Source organism: Enterococcus sp. S86.2 (assembly GCF_059834485.2).
In genome coordinates this window covers 794,262-814,181 of sequence record NZ_CM206813.1, presented here as the reverse complement: position 1 = coordinate 814,181, position 19,920 = coordinate 794,262, and the positions used below count along the sequence as shown (strand labels likewise).

Annotated in this window: 16 protein-coding genes; 2 read left to right on the top strand and 14 right to left on the bottom strand. The window is 38.2% G+C overall.

The window, feature by feature from the left end; all coding sequences use genetic code 11:
• Window positions 1–109: 109 nt before the first annotated feature.
• Both AC6R0T_RS03650 and AC6R0T_RS03645 read right to left on the bottom strand, forming a co-directional pair.
• The gene (locus AC6R0T_RS03650; protein ID WP_303754516.1) at window positions 110–1,909 is read right to left on the bottom strand and encodes an ABC transporter ATP-binding protein; all 1,800 of its coding nucleotides are present in this window, start codon (window positions 1,907–1,909) and stop codon (window positions 110–112) included.
• Window positions 1,890–3,629: an ABC transporter ATP-binding protein gene (locus tag AC6R0T_RS03645; RefSeq protein WP_303754517.1), complete on the bottom strand. Its 1,740-nt coding sequence runs from the start codon at window positions 3,627–3,629 to the stop codon at window positions 1,890–1,892. The genes AC6R0T_RS03650 and AC6R0T_RS03645 overlap by 20 nt, the downstream gene beginning before the upstream one ends.
• Before the next feature lie 76 nt (window positions 3,630–3,705).
• On the opposite strand from AC6R0T_RS03645, the gene AC6R0T_RS03640 reads away from it, so the two are divergent.
• The gene (locus AC6R0T_RS03640) at window positions 3,706–4,539 is read left to right on the top strand and encodes a MerR family DNA-binding transcriptional regulator (protein WP_206903765.1); all 834 of its coding nucleotides are present in this window, start codon (window positions 3,706–3,708) and stop codon (window positions 4,537–4,539) included.
• Window positions 4,540–4,678: 139 nt separating this feature from the next.
• Here AC6R0T_RS03640 and AC6R0T_RS03635 read toward each other — a convergent pair whose 3' ends face one another.
• Both AC6R0T_RS03635 and pyrG read right to left on the bottom strand, forming a co-directional pair.
• Window positions 4,679–5,548 carry a class II fructose-bisphosphate aldolase gene (locus AC6R0T_RS03635; protein ID WP_016172687.1) on the bottom strand — a complete coding sequence of 290 codons (870 nt, stop codon included), beginning with the start codon at window positions 5,546–5,548 and terminating at the stop codon, window positions 4,679–4,681.
• Window positions 5,549–5,951: 403 nt separating this feature from the next.
• On the bottom strand, window positions 5,952–7,553 hold the full coding sequence (gene pyrG / locus AC6R0T_RS03630; protein ID WP_206903763.1) for a CTP synthase: 1,602 nt from the start codon (window positions 7,551–7,553) through the stop codon (window positions 5,952–5,954).
• 328 nt (window positions 7,554–7,881) lie between these two features.
• Here pyrG and AC6R0T_RS03625 point away from each other — a divergent pair, with 328 nt between their 5' ends.
• A complete protein-coding gene (locus tag AC6R0T_RS03625; RefSeq protein ID WP_303754518.1) occupies window positions 7,882–8,199 on the top strand; it encodes a YxeA family protein in 318 nt (105 codons plus the stop codon).
• 130 nt (window positions 8,200–8,329) lie between these two features.
• Here AC6R0T_RS03625 and pflA read toward each other — a convergent pair whose 3' ends face one another.
• The 10 genes from pflA to hflX form a co-directional block, all read right to left on the bottom strand.
• A complete protein-coding gene (gene pflA / locus AC6R0T_RS03620) occupies window positions 8,330–9,100 on the bottom strand; it encodes a pyruvate formate-lyase-activating protein (RefSeq protein ID WP_282461464.1) in 771 nt (256 codons plus the stop codon).
• Window positions 9,101–9,285: 185 nt separating this feature from the next.
• Complete coding sequence (gene pflB, locus AC6R0T_RS03615; protein WP_526159700.1) at window positions 9,286–11,538, bottom strand: formate C-acetyltransferase; 2,253 nt, start codon at window positions 11,536–11,538, stop codon at window positions 9,286–9,288.
• 20 nt (window positions 11,539–11,558) lie between these two features.
• Window positions 11,559–12,245 (bottom strand): antiholin-like protein LrgB, encoded by a 687-nt coding sequence (gene lrgB, locus AC6R0T_RS03610; RefSeq protein ID WP_282461466.1) that lies wholly within the window; start codon window positions 12,243–12,245, stop codon window positions 11,559–11,561.
• A 1-nt stretch (window position 12,246) separates the two neighbouring features.
• Complete coding sequence (gene lrgA, locus AC6R0T_RS03605) at window positions 12,247–12,666, bottom strand: antiholin-like murein hydrolase modulator LrgA (RefSeq protein ID WP_206904231.1); 420 nt, start codon at window positions 12,664–12,666, stop codon at window positions 12,247–12,249.
• Between the two features lie 200 nt (window positions 12,667–12,866).
• Window positions 12,867–13,592 (bottom strand): LytR/AlgR family response regulator transcription factor, encoded by a 726-nt coding sequence (locus tag AC6R0T_RS03600; protein WP_206904235.1) that lies wholly within the window; start codon window positions 13,590–13,592, stop codon window positions 12,867–12,869.
• Complete coding sequence (locus AC6R0T_RS03595) at window positions 13,592–15,334, bottom strand: sensor histidine kinase (RefSeq protein WP_303753358.1); 1,743 nt, start codon at window positions 15,332–15,334, stop codon at window positions 13,592–13,594. Before AC6R0T_RS03595 ends, AC6R0T_RS03600 begins: the two co-directional genes overlap by 1 nt.
• Window positions 15,335–15,498: 164 nt before the next feature.
• On the bottom strand, window positions 15,499–16,839 hold the full coding sequence (gene glnA / locus AC6R0T_RS03590) for a type I glutamate--ammonia ligase (protein WP_303753359.1): 1,341 nt from the start codon (window positions 16,837–16,839) through the stop codon (window positions 15,499–15,501).
• Window positions 16,840–16,881: 42 nt separating this feature from the next.
• Window positions 16,882–17,259, bottom strand: coding sequence for a MerR family transcriptional regulator (locus AC6R0T_RS03585; RefSeq protein WP_016172695.1), 378 nt, complete (start codon window positions 17,257–17,259; stop codon window positions 16,882–16,884).
• 169 nt (window positions 17,260–17,428) lie between these two features.
• The gene (locus AC6R0T_RS03580) at window positions 17,429–18,691 is read right to left on the bottom strand and encodes a methionine gamma-lyase family protein (RefSeq protein WP_303753360.1); all 1,263 of its coding nucleotides are present in this window, start codon (window positions 18,689–18,691) and stop codon (window positions 17,429–17,431) included.
• Window positions 18,675–19,919 (bottom strand): GTPase HflX, encoded by a 1,245-nt coding sequence (gene hflX / locus AC6R0T_RS03575; RefSeq protein WP_303753361.1) that lies wholly within the window; start codon window positions 19,917–19,919, stop codon window positions 18,675–18,677. The genes AC6R0T_RS03580 and hflX overlap by 17 nt, the downstream gene beginning before the upstream one ends.
• Between the last annotated feature and the right edge of the window lies 1 nt (window position 19,920).

Sequence of the window (19,920 nt, the reverse complement as noted above, 5' to 3'; positions counted from 1 at the left end):
AAAGAAGTTGTAAGTATAATTTACATTATTTGGGTTAAAATAGAATTTTTTTACTACACCAAAGAGCACAACAGCCTTAGCAGATTGTGCTCTTTAGTAGTAATTATAATTAACTTGCAAACTGACTATTATAAAGATTGGCGTAAAAATCGCCTTTTTTCATTAGACTAGCGTGACTGCCTTGCTCGATAATAGCACCATCTTTCATCACCAAAATCAAATCTGCATTTTTGATAGTTGATAGGCGGTGGGCAATCACAAAACTCGTACGCTCAGCCGTTAAACGATCCATTGCCTGTTGAATCATTTCTTCGGTACGGGTATCCACGCTTGAAGTTGCCTCGTCCAAAATCAACAGTTGCGGATTGGCAAGAATTGCGCGCGCAATCGTCAAAAGCTGTTGTTGTCCTTGAGAAATTTGACTGCCATCGGTTGAAATTATCGTGTCATAGCCTTTTGGCAATGTCAAAATAAAGTGGTGACATTGCGCTGCTTTTGCCGCAGCAATAATTTCAGTGCGACTGGCATTTGGTTGTCCATAAGCAATATTAGCTGCCACCGTTCCTTCAAAGAGCCATGTGTCTTGCAAGACCATACCAAATTTTTGACGAATCTCCCCCCTTGCAAAATGACGAATATTTTTACCGTCAACTTCAATTTGTCCTTTACTTAATTCGTAAAAACGCATCAATAAATTAATCATAGTCGTTTTACCCGCACCAGTTGGTCCTACAATAGCTACCATTTGCTTTGGTTTTACAGTGAAATTGACATCTTCCATTAACAATTGGTCTTTTTCATAGCCAAAAGAAACGTGTTTGAAACTTACTTTTCCACGTATTTGGGATGGTAGGGTAGCATTTAGTTCATTTTCCTTTTCGCAAGGTAAATCAAGAATTTCAAAGATTCGCTCCAAAGCGGCAAAGGCACTTTGCAAACTGTTGATTACATAGGATACTTGTGTAATCGGTTCTGATACTTGATTTACATATTGTAAATAAGCTTGAACTAAACCGATTGATAACTGACCGTTAATAACCATTAGCCCACCGACAACTGCACTAATCACAAAGCCAAGCTGGTTAATTAGTCGAATCAAGGGATTAATAGCAAAACTGACAAACTGAGCTTTTTTAAAAGCCTGAAATTGGGCTTCATTCAATTTGTCTAAGTCTGATTCTATTTGCTGCTGGCGGTTATATGCTTTAATAACCAAATTTCCTGAATATGTTTCCTCGGCCTTTGTTCCAACGTGACCTAAAGCTGCCTGATTTTCCGAAAAATAATCTTGATTTTTCTGAGCTAAGAAATTCGTTAGCGCTAAACTAAACAACAAAATGATCACGATACCAAAGGTCAGTAACGGACTAAGATAAATCATTAACCCCACCCCGATGATAATAGATAAGATTGCTGAAATCATCTGCATCAGTCCTACTTGTAAAACTTCAGATACTTTATCCAAATCAAGAGTTGTCCGTGTCAATATGTCACCTGTTTTATACTGGTCAAAAAATTTGATTGGTAAATGATTCATCTTTTGTGTCAATTGTTTTCGTAGGCGTAATGTTAATGTTTCTGCTACGCTTGCCATGGTGTATTCTTGCAAAAGCGAGAATAGCGCAATACCCCCCCATGCTAAAAATAATAATAAGACTGGCTGCCACAATACCCGTCTTAAGTTGGCTGTTGTTATTTCACCCGCACGTAATAAAGCAACAATGGCATCTAGCCCCCAGCCTAAAATTAAAGGTGTAATTGCCATTAATGTTGCAAAGAAAATGGCAGAAATAACAATCACTACAAAACGGCGCTTTTGCTCTAATAATAAACGAAATAGCCGCTGAGCCGTTTTTTTGAAATCTTGTGGCATTTCGCGATTCTTTAACTCAACCTGCTTTGTGCTCATGTTTTTCCTCCATTCCTTGGGATTTGGCAAATTCTTGATAAACGCTGCAAGTTGTAATTAACGTCTCATGAGTACCTTGACCCACAATTTTTCCTTCATCTAATACGATAATTTGGTCCGCATCCTTAATAGTCGAAAGGCGTTGTGCTACGATCACAATTGCTGCATCTTTTAAATACGTTTTTAAAGCTTGACGTAATTTAGCATCGGTTTGATAATCCAGCGCTGAAAAACTGTCATCAAAGAAATATACTGCTGCTGGTTTAATCAATGCCCGTGCAATACTTAGGCGTTGTTTTTGTCCACCAGAAAAATTGTTTCCTTTTTGAGCAATTGGGGCCTCATACTTTTGTGGTAAAGAAGTGATAAAGTCAGCGGCTTGGGCAACTTCAGCGGCTTTAGCCACTTGCTCTTTTGTTGCCGCAGGATTTCCAAAAAGGAAATTATCGAAAATCGTACCACTAAATAGAAAAGCTTTTTGTGGCACATAACTGATTTTTTGTCGCAATGCTTCTTGCGTGACGTTTTTAATCGGCACTCCACCAAAGAGGATTTCACCTTCAGCCGTATCTTTAAAGCGCAATAGTGCTTTTGCAATTGTACTTTTACCAGAGCCTGTTCCACCAACAATTGCCGTCACGCCTTTAAAAATATCAAAGGTAATATTAGATAAGACCGGCTCTTGTGCACCTCTATATGTGAAATCAACCTGTTTAAAAGAAACAATCGGTTTATTATCTGCCAGCACAAATTCGGCTATATCACCATCCACGATTTCTTCATTTGCCGCTAAAACTGCACCAATCCGCTCTAATGAAGCGAGTGCTTTTGGTATCATCACAATTACCATTGCAGCCATAGTCAAAAACCATAAACTTAAAACCGTATATTCACTAATCGCAGTTAAACTGCCGATTGGCACCATACCTTGCATCACAAAAACACCACCAAAGGCTAAAACAGCTGTCATACCTAAACCCATCACTAAATTTACCGTTGGATTTAACACTGCAAAAAGTTTATTGACCGCAATCATAACTTCTGCATAACTGCTAAAAGTTTGATCCGTTCTTTTTTTCTCATCATTTGTTTTGTTAAACGCACGAATCACCCGAACACCGGTATAAAATTCCCGCAAAATCTGCATCATTTTATCCATTCGTTGCTGCATCACATCTGCTAAAGGAATAGCTTTTTTAATAACCAGCAGTGCTACAAGTGAAAATAAAGTGATCGAAGCAATGGGAATCCAAATAAACTGCCATGAAATCATCCCTGTCAAAACAATTGACGCCAAACAAATAAGGGGTGCTGGCACAATCATTTGAAAAACCATCATCAAAATTTGTTGAATATTGGTAATATCACTTGTGGTTCTGGCCAAAAGTGTTGGCGTCCCAAATGCATCCAAATCTGCTAAGGATAATTTCTGGGTTTTAGCTACTAATTTTTTTCTCAAAAAATAACCAAATCGACCAGCTAAAATAGCAGAGTAATAACTCGCGGCAATCGCAACTACGCCTGTGATAAGGGCAATTGCTAACATCAACAGCCCGTTTTTCCAAATTGCTCCTTGGTTTTGTGTCAAAATACCTTCATCAATAATTTCAGCGACATAATAAGGAATCAACAATGTTCCAACTGCTTGTGCTACCATTAAAATGAAGGTGACAAAGAACATCTTGTGATACTCTTTAAAAAAGATTTTAAATAATTTCATCTTTTTTCCCTCCTTCTCCTATGGTAGGATAAACTGTAACGTAACGTTACAGTCAAGACGGAAAGGAAACTTTTTGATGAAAAAATATTTAACCGTAAGTGAAATGGCAAATTATGCCGGCATCAGCCGCCGAACGTTAATTTATTATGATCAAATAAATCTCTTCAAGCCTGCAAAAATTGGCCCAAACGGCTATCGCTATTACGGCATTGAACAGTATTTTGAACTGGACGTTATCTTACTTTTGAAAAATCTTGACGTTTCACTTGATGAAATTGATACTTTTTTGAAAAATAGAAACGTTACTGCTGTTTTAGCTGGTTTCAAACGCCAAAAAGAAAAAGTCGACGAAGAGATAAATAAACTTAAACGCATTCGTAATTCCCTTGATAGTTATATTACACGCTACACTACCTTAGAAAATTTCGATTTAAAATCAATCACATATACTTACAGAGAAGCTGAGTATTTTGTAATCTCAGATATTATCGAAAACTTTGATGACATTGATGCTCTGCAAGTCTATGGGCGTTTTTATAATTCTGTTGACAGCAGCGATCTTTTTAGTGGCTATCCGATTGGTTTTTTAGTAGATGGTGCGGCGTTTTATGAAGAAAATTTTCATGCAGCGCCTTATCGTGCCTTAGTTAAAATTCCACCTGAACGCTTAGCCCATTACGAGAAACAACGTATCATACAACGACCAGCCGGTTATTATGTTTCTGGTTTTATGAAAGATGAAATTCATTATATTAATATTTTTAACAATCGTTTTCGTAATTACTTAAAAGATAATAATTTGGTTTTAAATGGCGATATTTGGGAATTGCTTTGGCAAGATGAAGCGGCCTCAGAAAATCCTGAAGATCAAATTTTTGAAGTCTTAATTCCCGTTAGACCAGCTAATTAAGCATATCCAAACAAATAAACCGATATTCACTGCCAAAATAAAACCTCGTTAAAATCAGCTGATTCTAACGAGGTTTTGGGTCATTTAAAAAGAAAAAACTTCAGACCAAATTGATCTGAAGTTTAAAAGTTTAATGTAATTAAGCTTTGTTAGCTGAACCGAACCAGTCAATGTGTTCTTCAGCATCTTTAACGATAGCAGCTTTACCTGGTGCTAATAATTTACGAGGGTCAAAGCCTTTACCTTCTTGATCTTTGCCAGCTTCGATGTATTCACGAGTTGCTTTAGCAAATGATAATTGGAATTCAGTATTAACGTTAACTTTAGAAACACCCATTGAGATAGCTTTTTGGATTTGTTCTTTTGGAATACCTGAACCGCCGTGTAATACTAATGGTACATCATGACCAACAGCATCTGCGATTTCTTGTAAGTGGTCAAATGCAAGACCTTGCCAGTTTTCTGGGTAAACACCGTGGATGTTACCAATACCACATGCTAAGTAGTCGATACCTGTAGCAACCATTTGTTTACATTCTTCAATGTCAGCTAATTCGCCAGCACCGATGATACCGTCTTCTTCCCCACCAATTGAACCAACTTCACATTCAACTGAGATACCTTTAGCGTGTGCTTTTGCAACAACGTCTTTAGCTAATTTCAAGTTTTCTTCAAATGGTAAATGAGAACCATCGAACATAACTGAAGTGTAGCCAGCTTCGATACATGCTAAAGCTGCTTCGTAGTCACCATGGTCTAAGTGGATTGCAACTGGAACTGTAATATTCATTGATTCAACTAAGTCGTTGATCATGTTAACAGCTAATTTGTAACCACCCATGTATTTTGCTGCACCCATTGAAGTTTGGATTAGAACAGGGGCTTTTTTAGCTTCTGCTGCTTCCAAAATCGCTTGAGTCCATTCTAAGTTATTTGTGTTGTAACCGCCGACAGCGTAACCACCTTTACGGGCTGCTTTTAGAAATTCTGCTGCTGATACTACTGGCATAAAAAATTCCTCCTAAGTTTTAATAAACTTTATTTGTTAGGCATATCCTAACCAACGCTACTATTTTAGCAAATATTTCCTGCTATTACCACTAAAATGGCAGATTAATTCTTTCATAAAAAGATTGCACAAATTTAAATAGCGGCTGTTTTCAAATATTTTTCTGAAAAACTTTGGTACATTCCCCTTTGCCATTGCTTTTCTAATTCAAAAGATAACAGCAGCAATTATTTTGCTCTGCAAATTATTTCACAGACTTTTTCTTAATTTTTGAAAATTAGCTTGAACAACTAACAAAAAACCTGAAACAAAAATATACTTCTGCAACTTTTACATCAAGACGCAGGTATTTTTTGTTTCAGGTATTTGGCTTTTATTTAAATGTTACTCAGGAAAGACACGCCTATTGGTTTTCTAACGCAGCACCAACAAAGGCTTTAATTAGTTGTTGTGGGCGTGTTGGTCGAGAAATTAATTCTGGATGGAATTGGCAACCAACAAAGAACTTCTTGTCTGGTAGTTCCACGATTTCTACTAGTCGATTATCTGGCGAAACACCTGAGAAGACTAAACCTTCTGCTTCAAACATTTCCCGGTATTTATTGTTAAATTCATAGCGATGACGGTGACGTTCTTGTACAACTTCGGCATCGTTATAAGCAGCTGCTGTTTTTGTTCCTTTTTTCAACTTACATGGATACAAACCAAGGCGCAATGTTCCCCCCATGTTTTCAATATTTTCTTGATCTGCCATTAGGTCAATAATATTGTTTGGTGTATCAGGATTTGTTTCAGCTGAATTAGCATCTTTTAAGCCCACTACATTTCTGGCAAACTCCACACAAGCCATTTGCATACCTAAACAAATACCTAAAAATGGGACATCATTTTCTCTGGCATAACGAATCGCTTCAATTTTACCTTCTACTCCACGATCGCCAAAACCACCAGGAACCAAAATACCATCAGCATCTTTTAACACTTCTGCTACATTGTCTTTATTCACATCAGCTGATTGAATCCAATCAATAGCAATATCAGAATCAAATGCAAAACCAGCGTGTTTTAATGCTTCTACTACTGAAATGTATGCATCTGGTAATTCAACATATTTACCAACTAAGGCAATTCGGGTGGTTTTCTTCAAGTTGAGTACTTTTTCTTCCAACGCTTGCCATTCAGTCATATCTGCTTCTGGTACATCTAATTTCAAGTGCTCACAAACAATTTGATCCATTTTTTGTGCTTGCAATGCTAATGGAATGGAATACAATGTTTCCACGTCCCGAGATTCGATGACCGCTTCTGGTGCCACGTCACAAAATTGCGCTAATTTATTTTTCGTGCTTTGTGAAACAGGCTGTTCTGTCCGAACTACTAAGATATTTGGTTGAATACCTAAACCACGTAATTCTTTTACGCTATGTTGTGTTGGTTTAGTTTTCATTTCCCCAGCTGCTTTTAAGTATGGAATCAACGTCGTGTGAATGTACATCACATTATCTGAACCCACGTCAGCTTTCATTTGGCGCAATGCTTCTAAAAATGGTAATGATTCAATATCACCAACTGTTCCGCCGACTTCTGTGATAATGACATCAGAATCGGTTAATTTTGCAGCCCGCATGATTTTTTCTTTAATTTCATTCGTGATGTGTGGAATTACTTGAACAGTTGCGCCCAAATATTCTCCTTTGCGTTCTTTACGCAAAACTTCAGAATAAATTTTACCGGTTGTTACATTGGAATACTTATTTAAGTTAATATCGATAAAACGTTCATAGTGACCAAGGTCTAAATCCGTTTCTGCCCCGTCATCTGTTACAAAAACTTCTCCATGTTGGTAAGGACTCATCGTACCAGGATCGACATTGATATAAGGATCAAATTTTTGAATCGTTACCTTTAATCCACGATTTTTCAATAAGCGTCCTAGCGATGCTGCCACAATACCTTTACCAATCGACGACACAACGCCGCCGGTTACAAAAATATATTTTGTCATTAATTAAAAACTCCCTCTATATTTTTTCGCAGGAAAAGCTTCTGTAAAATAAATATGCTCCCTATCCAAAATGAATAGGGAGCATATTTTCCAGAACTTTGACCCTAAGTAATTAGGGTGCCCAAGTAGGATATTACAATCTCTCCTTTCTTTTGTCAACTATCGATTTTTGTAAAGGGGTTTCAATTTAAGAAAGTCTGAAACCTTAAAACTTAATTTTAATTCATTTTTTACGACTAAAGTCGCAAATTCATTTCCGACTTGTGCCTGTTTTTTTTAAATTTCTTCTCAGCTAAAATTAGGCTGTTAGAAAGAAGGAAGAATCAGTATGAAAAAAATTATTTTTACTGTCCTCCCATTTTTGTTAGCTAGTGGCGGGATATTTTATTGGTACCATGATAACTACGGAACCCATGATTATTACACAAAAATTAACCAAGCTGGAACACGTACGTATATCGGTGAAGGAGCTGGACATAAGGTCTATAAATATCGTTACAAATTAGCCAGTTTTAATGCTTGTGGCGAAGAATTAGACATTGATTTCAACTCGAGAAAAGACCATCCCATGAAAAAAGATGCTTACCTGATTGTTCATGTAAATCATAAAAAAGGTGTTATGGGTTGGGAAGAAATCGCGACCTAAAAAAGCTGAAAATCACTTAAACTAAAAACATACACGTCTTAAATACGCGGCTGTGATAATTTTTTATCACAGACGCTTGTTTGGTAAATAAACCGTACTTTTTAAATTGGTGCTAGCGTGAGGTTTTACATTAAACCACCAGCAGTGTTTCTTTTTTATAGCCACTGTAATCTGCAACATGTAATAATGCTTGAGCATTTTCCACTCTTTGGCGCGTCGGTGGTTCAATTCCTTCTAATGGATATTTTAAACCCAATTCTTGCCACTTGTACTTGCCCATCGTGTGGTAGGGTAAAATCTCAACCTTATCGACATTTTGCAACGTCTTAATAAAGCTATCTAAGCGAATCAAATACGCATCATAATCACTGCGATAAGGAACCAATACGTGACGAATCCAGACTGGTTTATTTATTTCAGATAAATATTTGGCCATTTCCAAAATAGGGGTATTGGCTTGTTTGGTCAGTTTTTTATGGGCGTCATTGTCGATATGTTTAATATCAAACAACAATAAATCCGTATACTCCATTAAAGTATTGAATTTTGAAAAGAAAGGTTCTTCTCTGGTAAAAGGTTGCCCACAGGTATCAATGGTCGTATGAACCCCAGCCGCTTTGGCTTTTTTGAACAAATCAATTAAAAAATCAAGTTGTAACAACGGTTCTCCACCACTTACTGTGATCCCGCCTTTTTCTCCCCAAAATTCTTTATATTTTAAGGCTTCTTCTAAAACATCATCTGCTGTACGCTCTTTACCACTGCCAATTTTCCAAGTATCCGGATTATGGCAAAACTCACACCGCATCCGACAGCCTTGGGTAAAAACGATAAAGCGAATGCCTGGTCCATCAACGGAACCAAAACTTTCGGTTGAATGAATACGACCTGTCACAGTCATGCTTATGACTTCCTTTCGTATATGAAATACTTGAAACAAACGTCTCAAAAAAGAGGCTAGAAATTTTTTATGCCGCAATTCCAGCCTCTTTTTCACTACGTTTTTTGTGAAGAAGAGGACAAGCAAAAATAAAAAGTGACGGATAGTTTCCCATCCGCCACCTTGTAGTACGTTTAAAATTGAAATTACATAGATTCGTGCATTGTCCGTGCAATAACGTCATCTTGTTGTTCTTTCGTTAACTTAATGAAGTTTACGGCATAACCAGATACCCGAATTGTTAATTGTGGGTATTTTTCTGGGTGTGCTTGCGCATCTAACAAGGTATCCCGGTTGAAGACGTTAATGTTCAAGTGGTGACCACCTTTTGTTGCATATCCGTCTAACATGGTTGCTAAGTTTTCTTCTTGGGTTGCTTCGTCACGACCTAAGGCTTTTGGTACGATAGAAAACGTATTTGAAATACCATCTAATGAATAGTCGTAAGGAATTTTCGCAACTGAAGACAAGCTTGCTAACGCACCGTGTGTGTCGCGTCCATGCATTGGGTTAGCCCCTGGCGCAAATGGTTGGCCCGCACGACGTCCGTCTGGTGTATTCCCTGTTTTCTTCCCATAAACCACATTGGATGTGATTGTAAGAATAGATGTGGTGTGTTTTGCATCACGGTAAGTTTTGTTACGTTTTACTTTCGTCATGAAGGTTTTCAGTAAGTTCACCGCGATTTCATCCACGCGATCATCGTTATTGCCGTATTTAGGATAGTCGCCTTCAATTACGTAGTCTTCTACGATTCCATTTTCATCACGAACTGTTTTCACTTTGGCATATTTAATGGCAGATAATGAGTCAACTGCAACAGAGAAACCAGCAATACCAGTTGCCATTGTGCGTAGGATATCTGTATCTTGTAATGCCATTTCAATCCGTTCGTAAGAATATTTATCGTGCATGTAGTGAATGATGTTTAATGTATTCAAGTACAATTCTGTAATCCAGTCCATCATGGCATCATATTTGGCTAAAACTTCATCGTATTCTAGATATTCAGAAGTGATTGGTTGATATTTTGGTCCTACTTGTGCTTTTGATTTTTCATCAACCCCGCCGTTAATTGCGTATAACAAGGTTTTCGCTAAGTTTGCACGAGCACCGAAAAATTGCATTTGTTTCCCAATACGCATTGCCGATACACAACAAGCGATTCCGTAGTCATCGCCCCAATGAGGACGCATCACATCATCGTTTTCATATTGAATCGCAGATGTTTGGATACTCATTTTCGCACAGAAAGTTTTGAAGTTATGTGGTAAACGTGTTGACCATAAAACTGTCAAGTTTGGTTCTGGCGCAGGACCTAAGTTTGCTAATGTGTGTAAGAAACGGAAGCTGTTTTTTGTTACCATGTGACGTCCGTCTTCACCCACACCACCGATTGATTCTGTTACCCATGTTGGATCCCCAGAAAATAGGGCATTGTATTCAGGTGTCCGAGCGAATTTTACAAGACGTAATTTCATAACGAAATGATCCACGATTTCTTGTGCTTCTTCTTCTGTAATCACGCCGTTTTCTAAGTCGCGTTCCACATAAATGTCTAAGAAAGTCGATGTCCGACCCAATGACATTGCTGCACCATTTTGTTCTTTGATTGCAGCTAAGTAGCCTAAGTATAACCATTGGAAAGCTTCTTTTGCGTTTGTCGCAGGTTGTGAAATATCAAAACCGTAAATGTTACCTAATTCTTTTAATTCAGCTAACGCACGAATTTGTTCGCTTAATTCTTCACGTTGACGGATGATGTCTTCTGACATTGTACCGTTCCCACAGTTGGCTAAATCTTTTTGTTTTTCTTTAATTAAAAAGTCTACCCCGTATAATGCAATCCGACGGTAGTCGCCGATAATACGGCCACGGCCATAGGCATCTGGTAAACCAGTAATGACACCTGAGCGACGTGCTGCGCGCATTTCTGGTGTATACGCATCAAAGACCCCTTGGTTATGGGTTTTGCGGTAGTCGCGGAAAATATGTGAAATTTCAGGATCGATTTCAAAACCGTATTCTTCAGCGGCTTGTTCAGACATACGGATTCCACCAAATGGTTGTAAACCACGTTTGAAAGGTTTGTCTGTTTGGAAACCAACCACTGTTTCTAAATCTTTATTTAAATAACCAGGACCATGAGAAGTAATCGTTGAAACTACTTTTGTGTCAATGTCTAAAACGCCACCGTTGTCGCGTTCTTGTTTGTTTAATTCCATTACTTGATCCCAAAGTTTTGTGGTAGCTTCTGTTGGGCCAGCTAGAAATTCATCTGTGCCGTCAAATTGTGTGTAGTTTGCTTGGATAAAATCACGTACGTTAATTTCTCCTTGCCATTGTTTTCCTTTAAATCCTTGCCAAGCGTTTGTCTGTAAATCTACTGTCTTTTGCATTTGTCAATACTCCTTTATTTTTAAATAATTCCCATTACACTTGCGACAATTGGAACTACCACGGCTGTTGTAATTCCGACAACGACAACGGAAATACTTGCCATCGCTGTTTCCGTTTCCCCCATCTCCATACTAACGGCAACCCCTAAAGCATGACCCGCCGCGCCGAGTGCTAAGCCTTTAGCGATTGGATTTTTAACTTTAAACCATTTCAAAGCAATAGCACCTAATGCATAAACTAAAACACCATTAAAGATAACCGAAAAAGCTGCGATAGAAGCGATACCACCAACTGAAGTAGCAACAGGAACCGCAATTGCTGTTGTTGCCGCTTGGGGAAGTAAAGAGGCAATGAGTTGGGGATGCATCTTAATTATGTAACCAGCTAAAACCACAGAACCGGCTGAAACGACCGACCCAATTGTAATGGCTACCATAATTTCCATAAAGTATTTTTTTAAGATATCGCGTTTTTTATATAAGGGAATGGCAAAGGCGATTGTGGCAGGTTCTAAAAAGAACATGATAATTTTGCCACCTTCATTGTAGTCGTCATAGCTGATACCTGTGATTTCTAGAACTATAACACCTAATATCATCGCGACAAACAACGGAGTAAATAAGAAGAAGCCTTTGCTTTTTTTAAATAAAAATGTACCGATACCAAAAACGACTAGAGAAATGATAATACCAACATATGGTGTCATATTAAGAAACCTCCTTTAAACCTTTGTTAAGTGATTTTTCTTCATCTGCTTGTGCATGGCGATCTTTAATACCCAATAATAAACTTGAGCCCCAACCTGTCGCTGCCATTAAAGCTAAAGTTGCAATGAGAATAACCACTAGAATTTGGATGCCAGAGCTTTTCATAATCCCTAATGAATTAACAAGCGAAATACCTGATGGCACAAATAAGAAAGTAATCACACTTGATAAGCTGTTAGCTAATCCTTCAATTTGCTCCAATTTAACAATGCCCGTACATAAAGCACCAAATAAAAGTAGCATCCCGATTAATGAAGGTGGAATTGCAAGAGGTAATACTTTAGCAATACCATTTGAAATGAGCATAATTAGTGCAAATACGAAAGCCTGTTGTAAGAATGAATAAACTTTTTTTTCCATGTTTTTTCGCTCCTTTGTTTTGTTTACATGCTTAGTATACGAGAATTCCCAACTTTGTTACCGCTTTCTTCATAAGTTGCGTCATTTGAATCATGAAATGCAAAAAAAGGCACATGACTTACACCGTCATGTGTCCTCTTTACAAATGCACCGCGTTTCATCAGTTTCTACAACCTTTTATCGCGATTTTTCACACCTATTTATTCTAAATTTAACCGCTCTTTAAACGCTTTTAAATAGGAGCGGCTAACGGGAACTTTTTCCCCATTTTCCATCGTAACTTGCAGTGTATGATTAAACCAAGGCTGGATTTCCTTTACCTTTGTCACATTAATAATAAAACTACGCTGCGTTTTAATAAAAAGGGCTGGCGGTAATTTTTGTTCAATCCCACTTAAGGTTCCTGTTGTCACGTACTGTTTTTCATCGGTAAAAATGCTAAGACTGCGTTCATCCACTGAAACCATTTGAACCGTTTCAGGATTAATTAAAAAAATACGATCGTCGCTATGAATGGGAAACGTTGAAAATTGTTCTACGCTTTTGGTTGTTGTTCTTTGGTTTTTATTCACCTGTTTTTTTGCTTTATCAATAATTTCCATCACTCTTTTTTCTTCAAAGGGCTTTAATAAATAGTCACTCGCGTTGACTTGAAACGCCTGCAATGCGTAATCATCATAGGCTGTGGCAAAAACCAAGTAAGGTGGATCACTGAGGGTGACGAGTTTTTCTGCTAATTCAAAACCACTTTCGTCAGTTAAATGAATATCTAAAAATAGAATATCTGGTTTTTGTTCCATCATTTTAGTCATCGCCTCTAACACACTTTCTGCCTGCGCCACACTGGTCACAGCAGGATGTTGACTGACCAAATAATTTAACTCTTCTCTTGCTAAGGGCTCATCATCAACTAAAAGCACATGCATTATTCATTTCCTCCTTCAAGCTCCAATGGTAGGCTAATGGTAAAGACCGCACCACCAGCTGCTTTATTTTCCGCTTCTAACTGACCGGCATCGCCATATAAGCTGTGTAAACGTCGATTCAAATTTTCCAACGCTGTCCCCGTTCCTTTTTCAGAAACAACAGCTTGTTTGCCTAATTGCGACAATAACGCAGCTTTTATTCCCACACCATTGTCTTCCACTTGTAAAATTAAAACATCTTTTTTACTGGTAATGGTTACGTGAACATGATTATTTTCTTTACGATTAGAAAAAGCATGTTTAATCGCATTTTCAACCAAAATCTGGACAGCATATGACGGAATCAAAGCTGATTGAAGCTCGTCTTTTATTTTCACATCGATTTGGTAACGATTAGGAAATCGAGCTTGTTCTAATTGTAAATAGGCTGCTAAATGTTGCAATTCTTGGCTTAAAAGTAGCTTTGTTTGGCGTGCACCAGTCAAATTCCCCCGAAAATACGTACTTAACTGTAATAATAAACTGCGAGCCTGATTGGTATCACGGCGCATTAAAGCGGAAATTGTATTAATGGCGTTAAAGAAAAAGTGGGGATTTACTTGAGCTTGCAGCGATTTAATTTCGGCATCCTTTAACAGTTGACTTCTTTCTTCTGCTTCCCCTAGCTCGATTTGAGAAGAAAAAATCGTTGCTAGACCCTCTGCCAGCTCTTCTTCCACATAAGTCAATTTTGTTTCATCGGTAAAGTACATTTTCAGAGTGCCCACAACTTTTTCATGAGCAAAAAGTGGAATAACAATCGCAGCAGCCAAAGGACAATTAGGATTTTTACACCCAATTTGTTCTTTACTATGGGCAATTAGCATACTTCCAGATTGCAAAACTTTTTTAGAAAGTTCAGTAATCACTTCAATTTCTGGAATATGGTGATCGCTGCCTGCCCCCACGTGGGCTAGAATTTGATGTTTATCGGTAATACTGATTGCGGCTAATTTGGTATAGCGTTGAATAATTTCTGCTGCTGCTTGGCTGGACTCCCGCTTTAACCCTGCCCGAAAATACGGTAAAGTTTGAGCTGCTAAATTTAATACATCATGCGTTTGAACCGCTTTGGCTTGTTCTTCTTGTTTTAGGGTGATATTAATAATGGACATGAAAATAAACGTCCCAATGCCATTAATCATAATCATTGGTCCAGCAATCATTTGCGCTAATGCTGGTCCGCTAAAAAAAGCCACGAAGACCATTTGAATGGATTCCATCAAAATACCCACCAGCGCATAGACCCAAGCTTTATTTTGCCACTGCTTTTTAATTAGTAGTAATCGGATTAAGCCTGAAACAAGACCAATCAAAAAAGAAGAAAAGATATAAAAGCTACCTTGCCCGCTACCTTGGAAAAAGCGATGAATCCCTGCAATCCCACCCACGGTTGCGCCAACACTCGGGCCGCCCACTAAACCGGCAACACTGATCACTAGCGTACGGGCGTTGGCGATGGAGGTGTTCTCTGAAATATGGGTTAAAAAATTGCTTGGTACAATCTTATTACCCGCAATTTCAATTCCGGTAAAATTCGTTAAAATGGCAAACAGCCCGAAAACAACAATCAAAATGACTTTAGAAGAAAACTGTTCCCGATTTTCTAGTACGCGCTTAAAATAGGAGACATTTACTAATAAAAAGGCTAATAAAATAATTAAGCCTACTCGCTCCATCATCAAAATAAATAAATCCAACATATGTATGCCCTCTTTTATTTTCCATTTTCCTAATAGTAGTGGTGAAGGACCCTGATTGTCAATTTTCAACAAAATAAAAATAGCCCATTAGCTCGCATCAATTTCAGAAAAACACAAAACAAACCGCCCTAAGCCGTAGCTCAAAGCGGTTTGTTTTCCTGTTTTTAATACAACTCTAAATATTGTTCTCTTTCCCATTCAGAAACAGTTTGACGGAACGATGCCCATTCCAAACGTTTTGCTTCCACAAAATTTTGGTAGATATGATTCCCTAAAGCATCAACCATTACTTCATCTTTGCGTAACGCTTTAATCGCATTGTGTAATGTTGAAGGTAAATCTTTAATTTGCGCTTCTTCTCTTTCTATTTCATTCATGACATAAATATTGCGATCAACTGCTGGTGGCGGCGTCAATTCACGACGAATACCGTCAAGACCGGCTTCTAATAATACTGCCATTGCTAAATATGGATTAGCTGAAGGATCAACTGAACGTAACTCCAAACGTGTTGATAGACCACGAGATTCTGGCACACGAATTAACGGTGAACGATTGCGACCAGACCAAGCTACGTAAACCGGAGCTTCATAGCCGGGAACAAGGCGTTTGTATGAATTGACGATTGGATTGCAGACAGCTGTATAGGCCCGGGCATGTTCAATTAATCCGCCTAAGAAATGATATGCAGTTTGGCTCAAGCCCATTTCTCCTGCTTCATCATAAAAAGCATTTTCTTTGCCTTTAAATAAGGACATATTACAGTGCATCCCTGAACCATTAATCCCAAATAATGGTTTTGGCATGAAGGTCGCGTGTAGACCGTGTTTGCGGGCAATTGTTTTTACTACTAATTTAAAGGTTTGGATATTATCACAGGCATCGACAACGTCGGCATATTTAAAGTCGATTTCATGTTGTCCAGGAGCCACTTCATGGTGAGACGCTTCCACTTCAAAGCCTAGACTTTCTAATTCCAACACAATATCCCGGCGGCAATTTTCACCTAAGTCTGTCGGGGCAAAATCAAAATAACCACCAGCATCATTTAATTCCGTTGTAATTTCACCATCTTCATCTAGTTTGAATAAAAAGAATTCTGGCTCTGGCCCTAAATTAAACGAAGTGAAACCTAATTGTCTCATGTTTTCCATAGCGCGCTTCAAGTTACCACGGGGATCGCCAGCAAACGGTGTGCCATCAGGATTATAAATATCACAAATCAAACGTGCGACTTTACCATGTTCACTTTCCCAAGGGAAGATCATCCAAGTAGATAAATCTGGATACAAATACATATCGCTTTCTTCGATGCGGACAAAACCTTCAATCGAAGAACCATCAAACATCATTTTGTTATCCAAAACTTTTTCCAATTGACTTACTGGAACTTCAACATTTTTGATTGTTCCCATAATGTCTGTGAACATTAGACGTAAGAAACGAACATTTTCTTCTTCGACAATACGTTTGATATCTGTTGCTGTGTAATTTACGCGAGGCATATAATCCCACCCTTAATTAGTTTTTTTATTTTCAAACAACGCCTACATTCGTGGACCCTGCTTAAATGGATTTTGTTGTGTTAAACCACCTTGGCTTAGTAGTTCATCATAAAAAATTTGTCGAACATCTTGGTCAGTCAGCGGTTTTTTATTTTTTGCAATTTTTTCCTGCTGCTTTTGCATTTCATAGGCATGTTTGATCCCTGCCATATTTAAACCTTCAGACAAGTAATCCTTGATTTCAAGTAAAATATCAATATCATTCAAAGAATACATACGACGATTGCCTTCACTTCTTTCGGGATGAATTAAATCTTGCTCTTCGTAATAACGAATTTGTCGCGCAGTAAGATCTGTTAGCTTCATCACCGTCCCAATCGGAAAAACTGACATTGATCGGCGCAACTCTTTTTCTCGCATGAAACTACTCCTTTCCGGTTGGTTTTTTAACTTGGGATAACTATACCAATCCCATTTTTGAAAGTCAAGGCTATATGTTAGCTTTTCTGACATAAATAATAAAAATTTTTCTGACAAATAAAAAGAACCTTGAATTAACAAGGTTCAGTTGAAATTAAAAAAACTAAAATTATTTTTTATTTTGATGAAAAACAGCATTTACTGCGTTAGCGACTGCAATTTTAACATGTTCATAAGTTAGACCACCTTGAACGTACAATGAAAACGGTTCCCGCAAAGGACCATCTGCACTTAACTCAATACTCGCACCTTGAACAAAAGTTCCTGCTGCCATAATAATATCGTCTTCATAACCAGGCATATAAGAAGGTACCGGGGCAACAAAGGCATCTACTGGTGAAAAACGTTGAATAGCTTGTGCGAAGGTAATCATCGCATCTTTTTCTTTAAGTTCGACTAATTGAATCAAATCTGTTCTAGGATCGTCCCACTTAGGGGTTGACGCAATAGCATATTCTGCTAATAACGCTGATGTGAAAACTGCACCTTGAATAGCCTGGCTAACGACATGAGGGGCTAAGAAAAACCCTTGGAGCATATCGTATACATTGCCTAACATGGCGCCGCCTTCTGCCCCTACACCTGGTGTAGTTAAACGATAAGCACACTTTTCAATTAAATCTTTTTTCCCAACTAAGTAGCCACCCGTTTTGGCAATACCACCGCCAGGATTTTTAATCAAAGAGCCTGCCATTAAATCAGCTCCTACTTGTGTTGGTTCTAATAATTCAGCAAATTCGCCATAACAATTATCAACAAAGATAGTGACATCTGGCGCAATTGTTTTAACAAAATCACACATTTCCTTAATTTTTGCAATGGTAAATGAAGGTCTGGCAGCATAGCCACGGGAACGCTGAATAGCAACCACTTTGGTTTTTTGATTAATTTTTGCTTTTACAGCATCAAAGTCGACTTCCCCTGAGTCTGTCAAATCAGCTTGACGGTATGAAATGTCATACTCTTTCATTGAACCAATTCCATTTCCGGCTAAACCGATTACCTCAAGCAAGGTATCATAAGGTGTCCCCGTAATATAAAGTAGTTCATCCCCAGGACGTAACACCCCAAATAAAGCCGTAGCAATTGCGTGGGTTCCCGAAACAATTTGTGGGCGTACTAATGCTGCCTGTGTACCAAACGTTTCTGCATAAACGGCTTCTAAAGCATCCCGTCCCATATCATCATTTCCATATCCTGTTGAAGGTAAAAAATGCGTTTCTGAAATATGCTGATTTGAAAATGCGCGTAAAACTTTATTTTGATTGCTCAAAGCAATTTGCCGTAACTCTTCTTGTCGTGGCGCAATTTTTTGCTCAACTCGCTCAATTGCGGCTACCAAAGACGGATCAAATTCATCTGTCCAATTCATCTTCCATTCTCCTTATCACACTGGCTTCAGGTAATGCAAAACCTTTGACCAAGTATTTTTCTGATTCTGGCAAAAACTCTTCATGCACCAGTAACGTTTCACTTTTCAGTTGTGCCAGTAATTTCCCTTCATTTTGTTTTAAATAAACATTGTAAGGTTCTAAGTTTTCCATCAGTTGCAAGCGCACAGCCGAAGTCAATTCAGCTTTACTGCGGCTACTCTTAGCTGAAATTAATACGTTGGGAAATAGGGTTGGCACAAATTGTGCTTTATCAATTTTGTCAGCCTTATTGTAGACCGTTAAAATCGGGGTTTTATCAAAATCCAATTCTTTCATCAGCTCTAAAACCGTCTGCTCTTGTTGGGTACGATCAGGTGAACTGGCATCAACAACATGCAACAACAAGTCCATATCGCGACTTTCCTCTAACGTAGAGTGAAAAGCATCAATCAACTGCGTTGGTAAATCTTGAATAAAACCAACCGTATCCGTTAACGTAACCTCAAAACCTTCCGGCAATTTCCAGCGTTTTGTCAAAGGATCTAATGTTGCAAAAAGTTCATCTTGTTCATAAGTTTTTGCTTCTGTTAATACATTCATAATCGTGGACTTGCCAGCGTTGGTATAACCAATTAAACCAATTTGAAAGCGATTGTTTTTTCTTCTTTGACGCGTACGTTCCCGATGGGCCGCCACGTCTTTTAATTCTCGCTTAATCGCTGTTATCTTATTACGAATATGGCGTCGATCTGTTTCTAACTTGGTTTCACCAGGCCCTCTTGTACCAATCCCTCCACCTAAGCGAGATAAATATTTACCTTGGCCCACTAAACGGGGCAATAAATATTCTAATTGCGCTAATTCTACTTGCAGTTTCCCCGCCTTAGATCGTGCCCGCAAAGCAAAAATATCTAAAATTAACTGCACGCGATCAATAACTGGCACTGCCACAAAATCGGCAATAGTTTGGCTTTGACGTGGTGTCAGTTCATGGTTGAAAATTACCAAATCTGCTTCATAACTTCCGACTAAATTTTTTAATTCCGTCAATTTTCCTTTTCCGATAATTGTTTGACGATCCACTTGGGGCCGTTTTTGAATTAACGAAAAACAAACTTCTCCTTTAGCCGTTTTGGTCAAACCTTTTAATTCTTGCATAGATTCACCAAAATTTTTCCAAGTCTCTTCGGTTTCTACCCCGACTAAAATAACTTTTTCTTGTTCCATG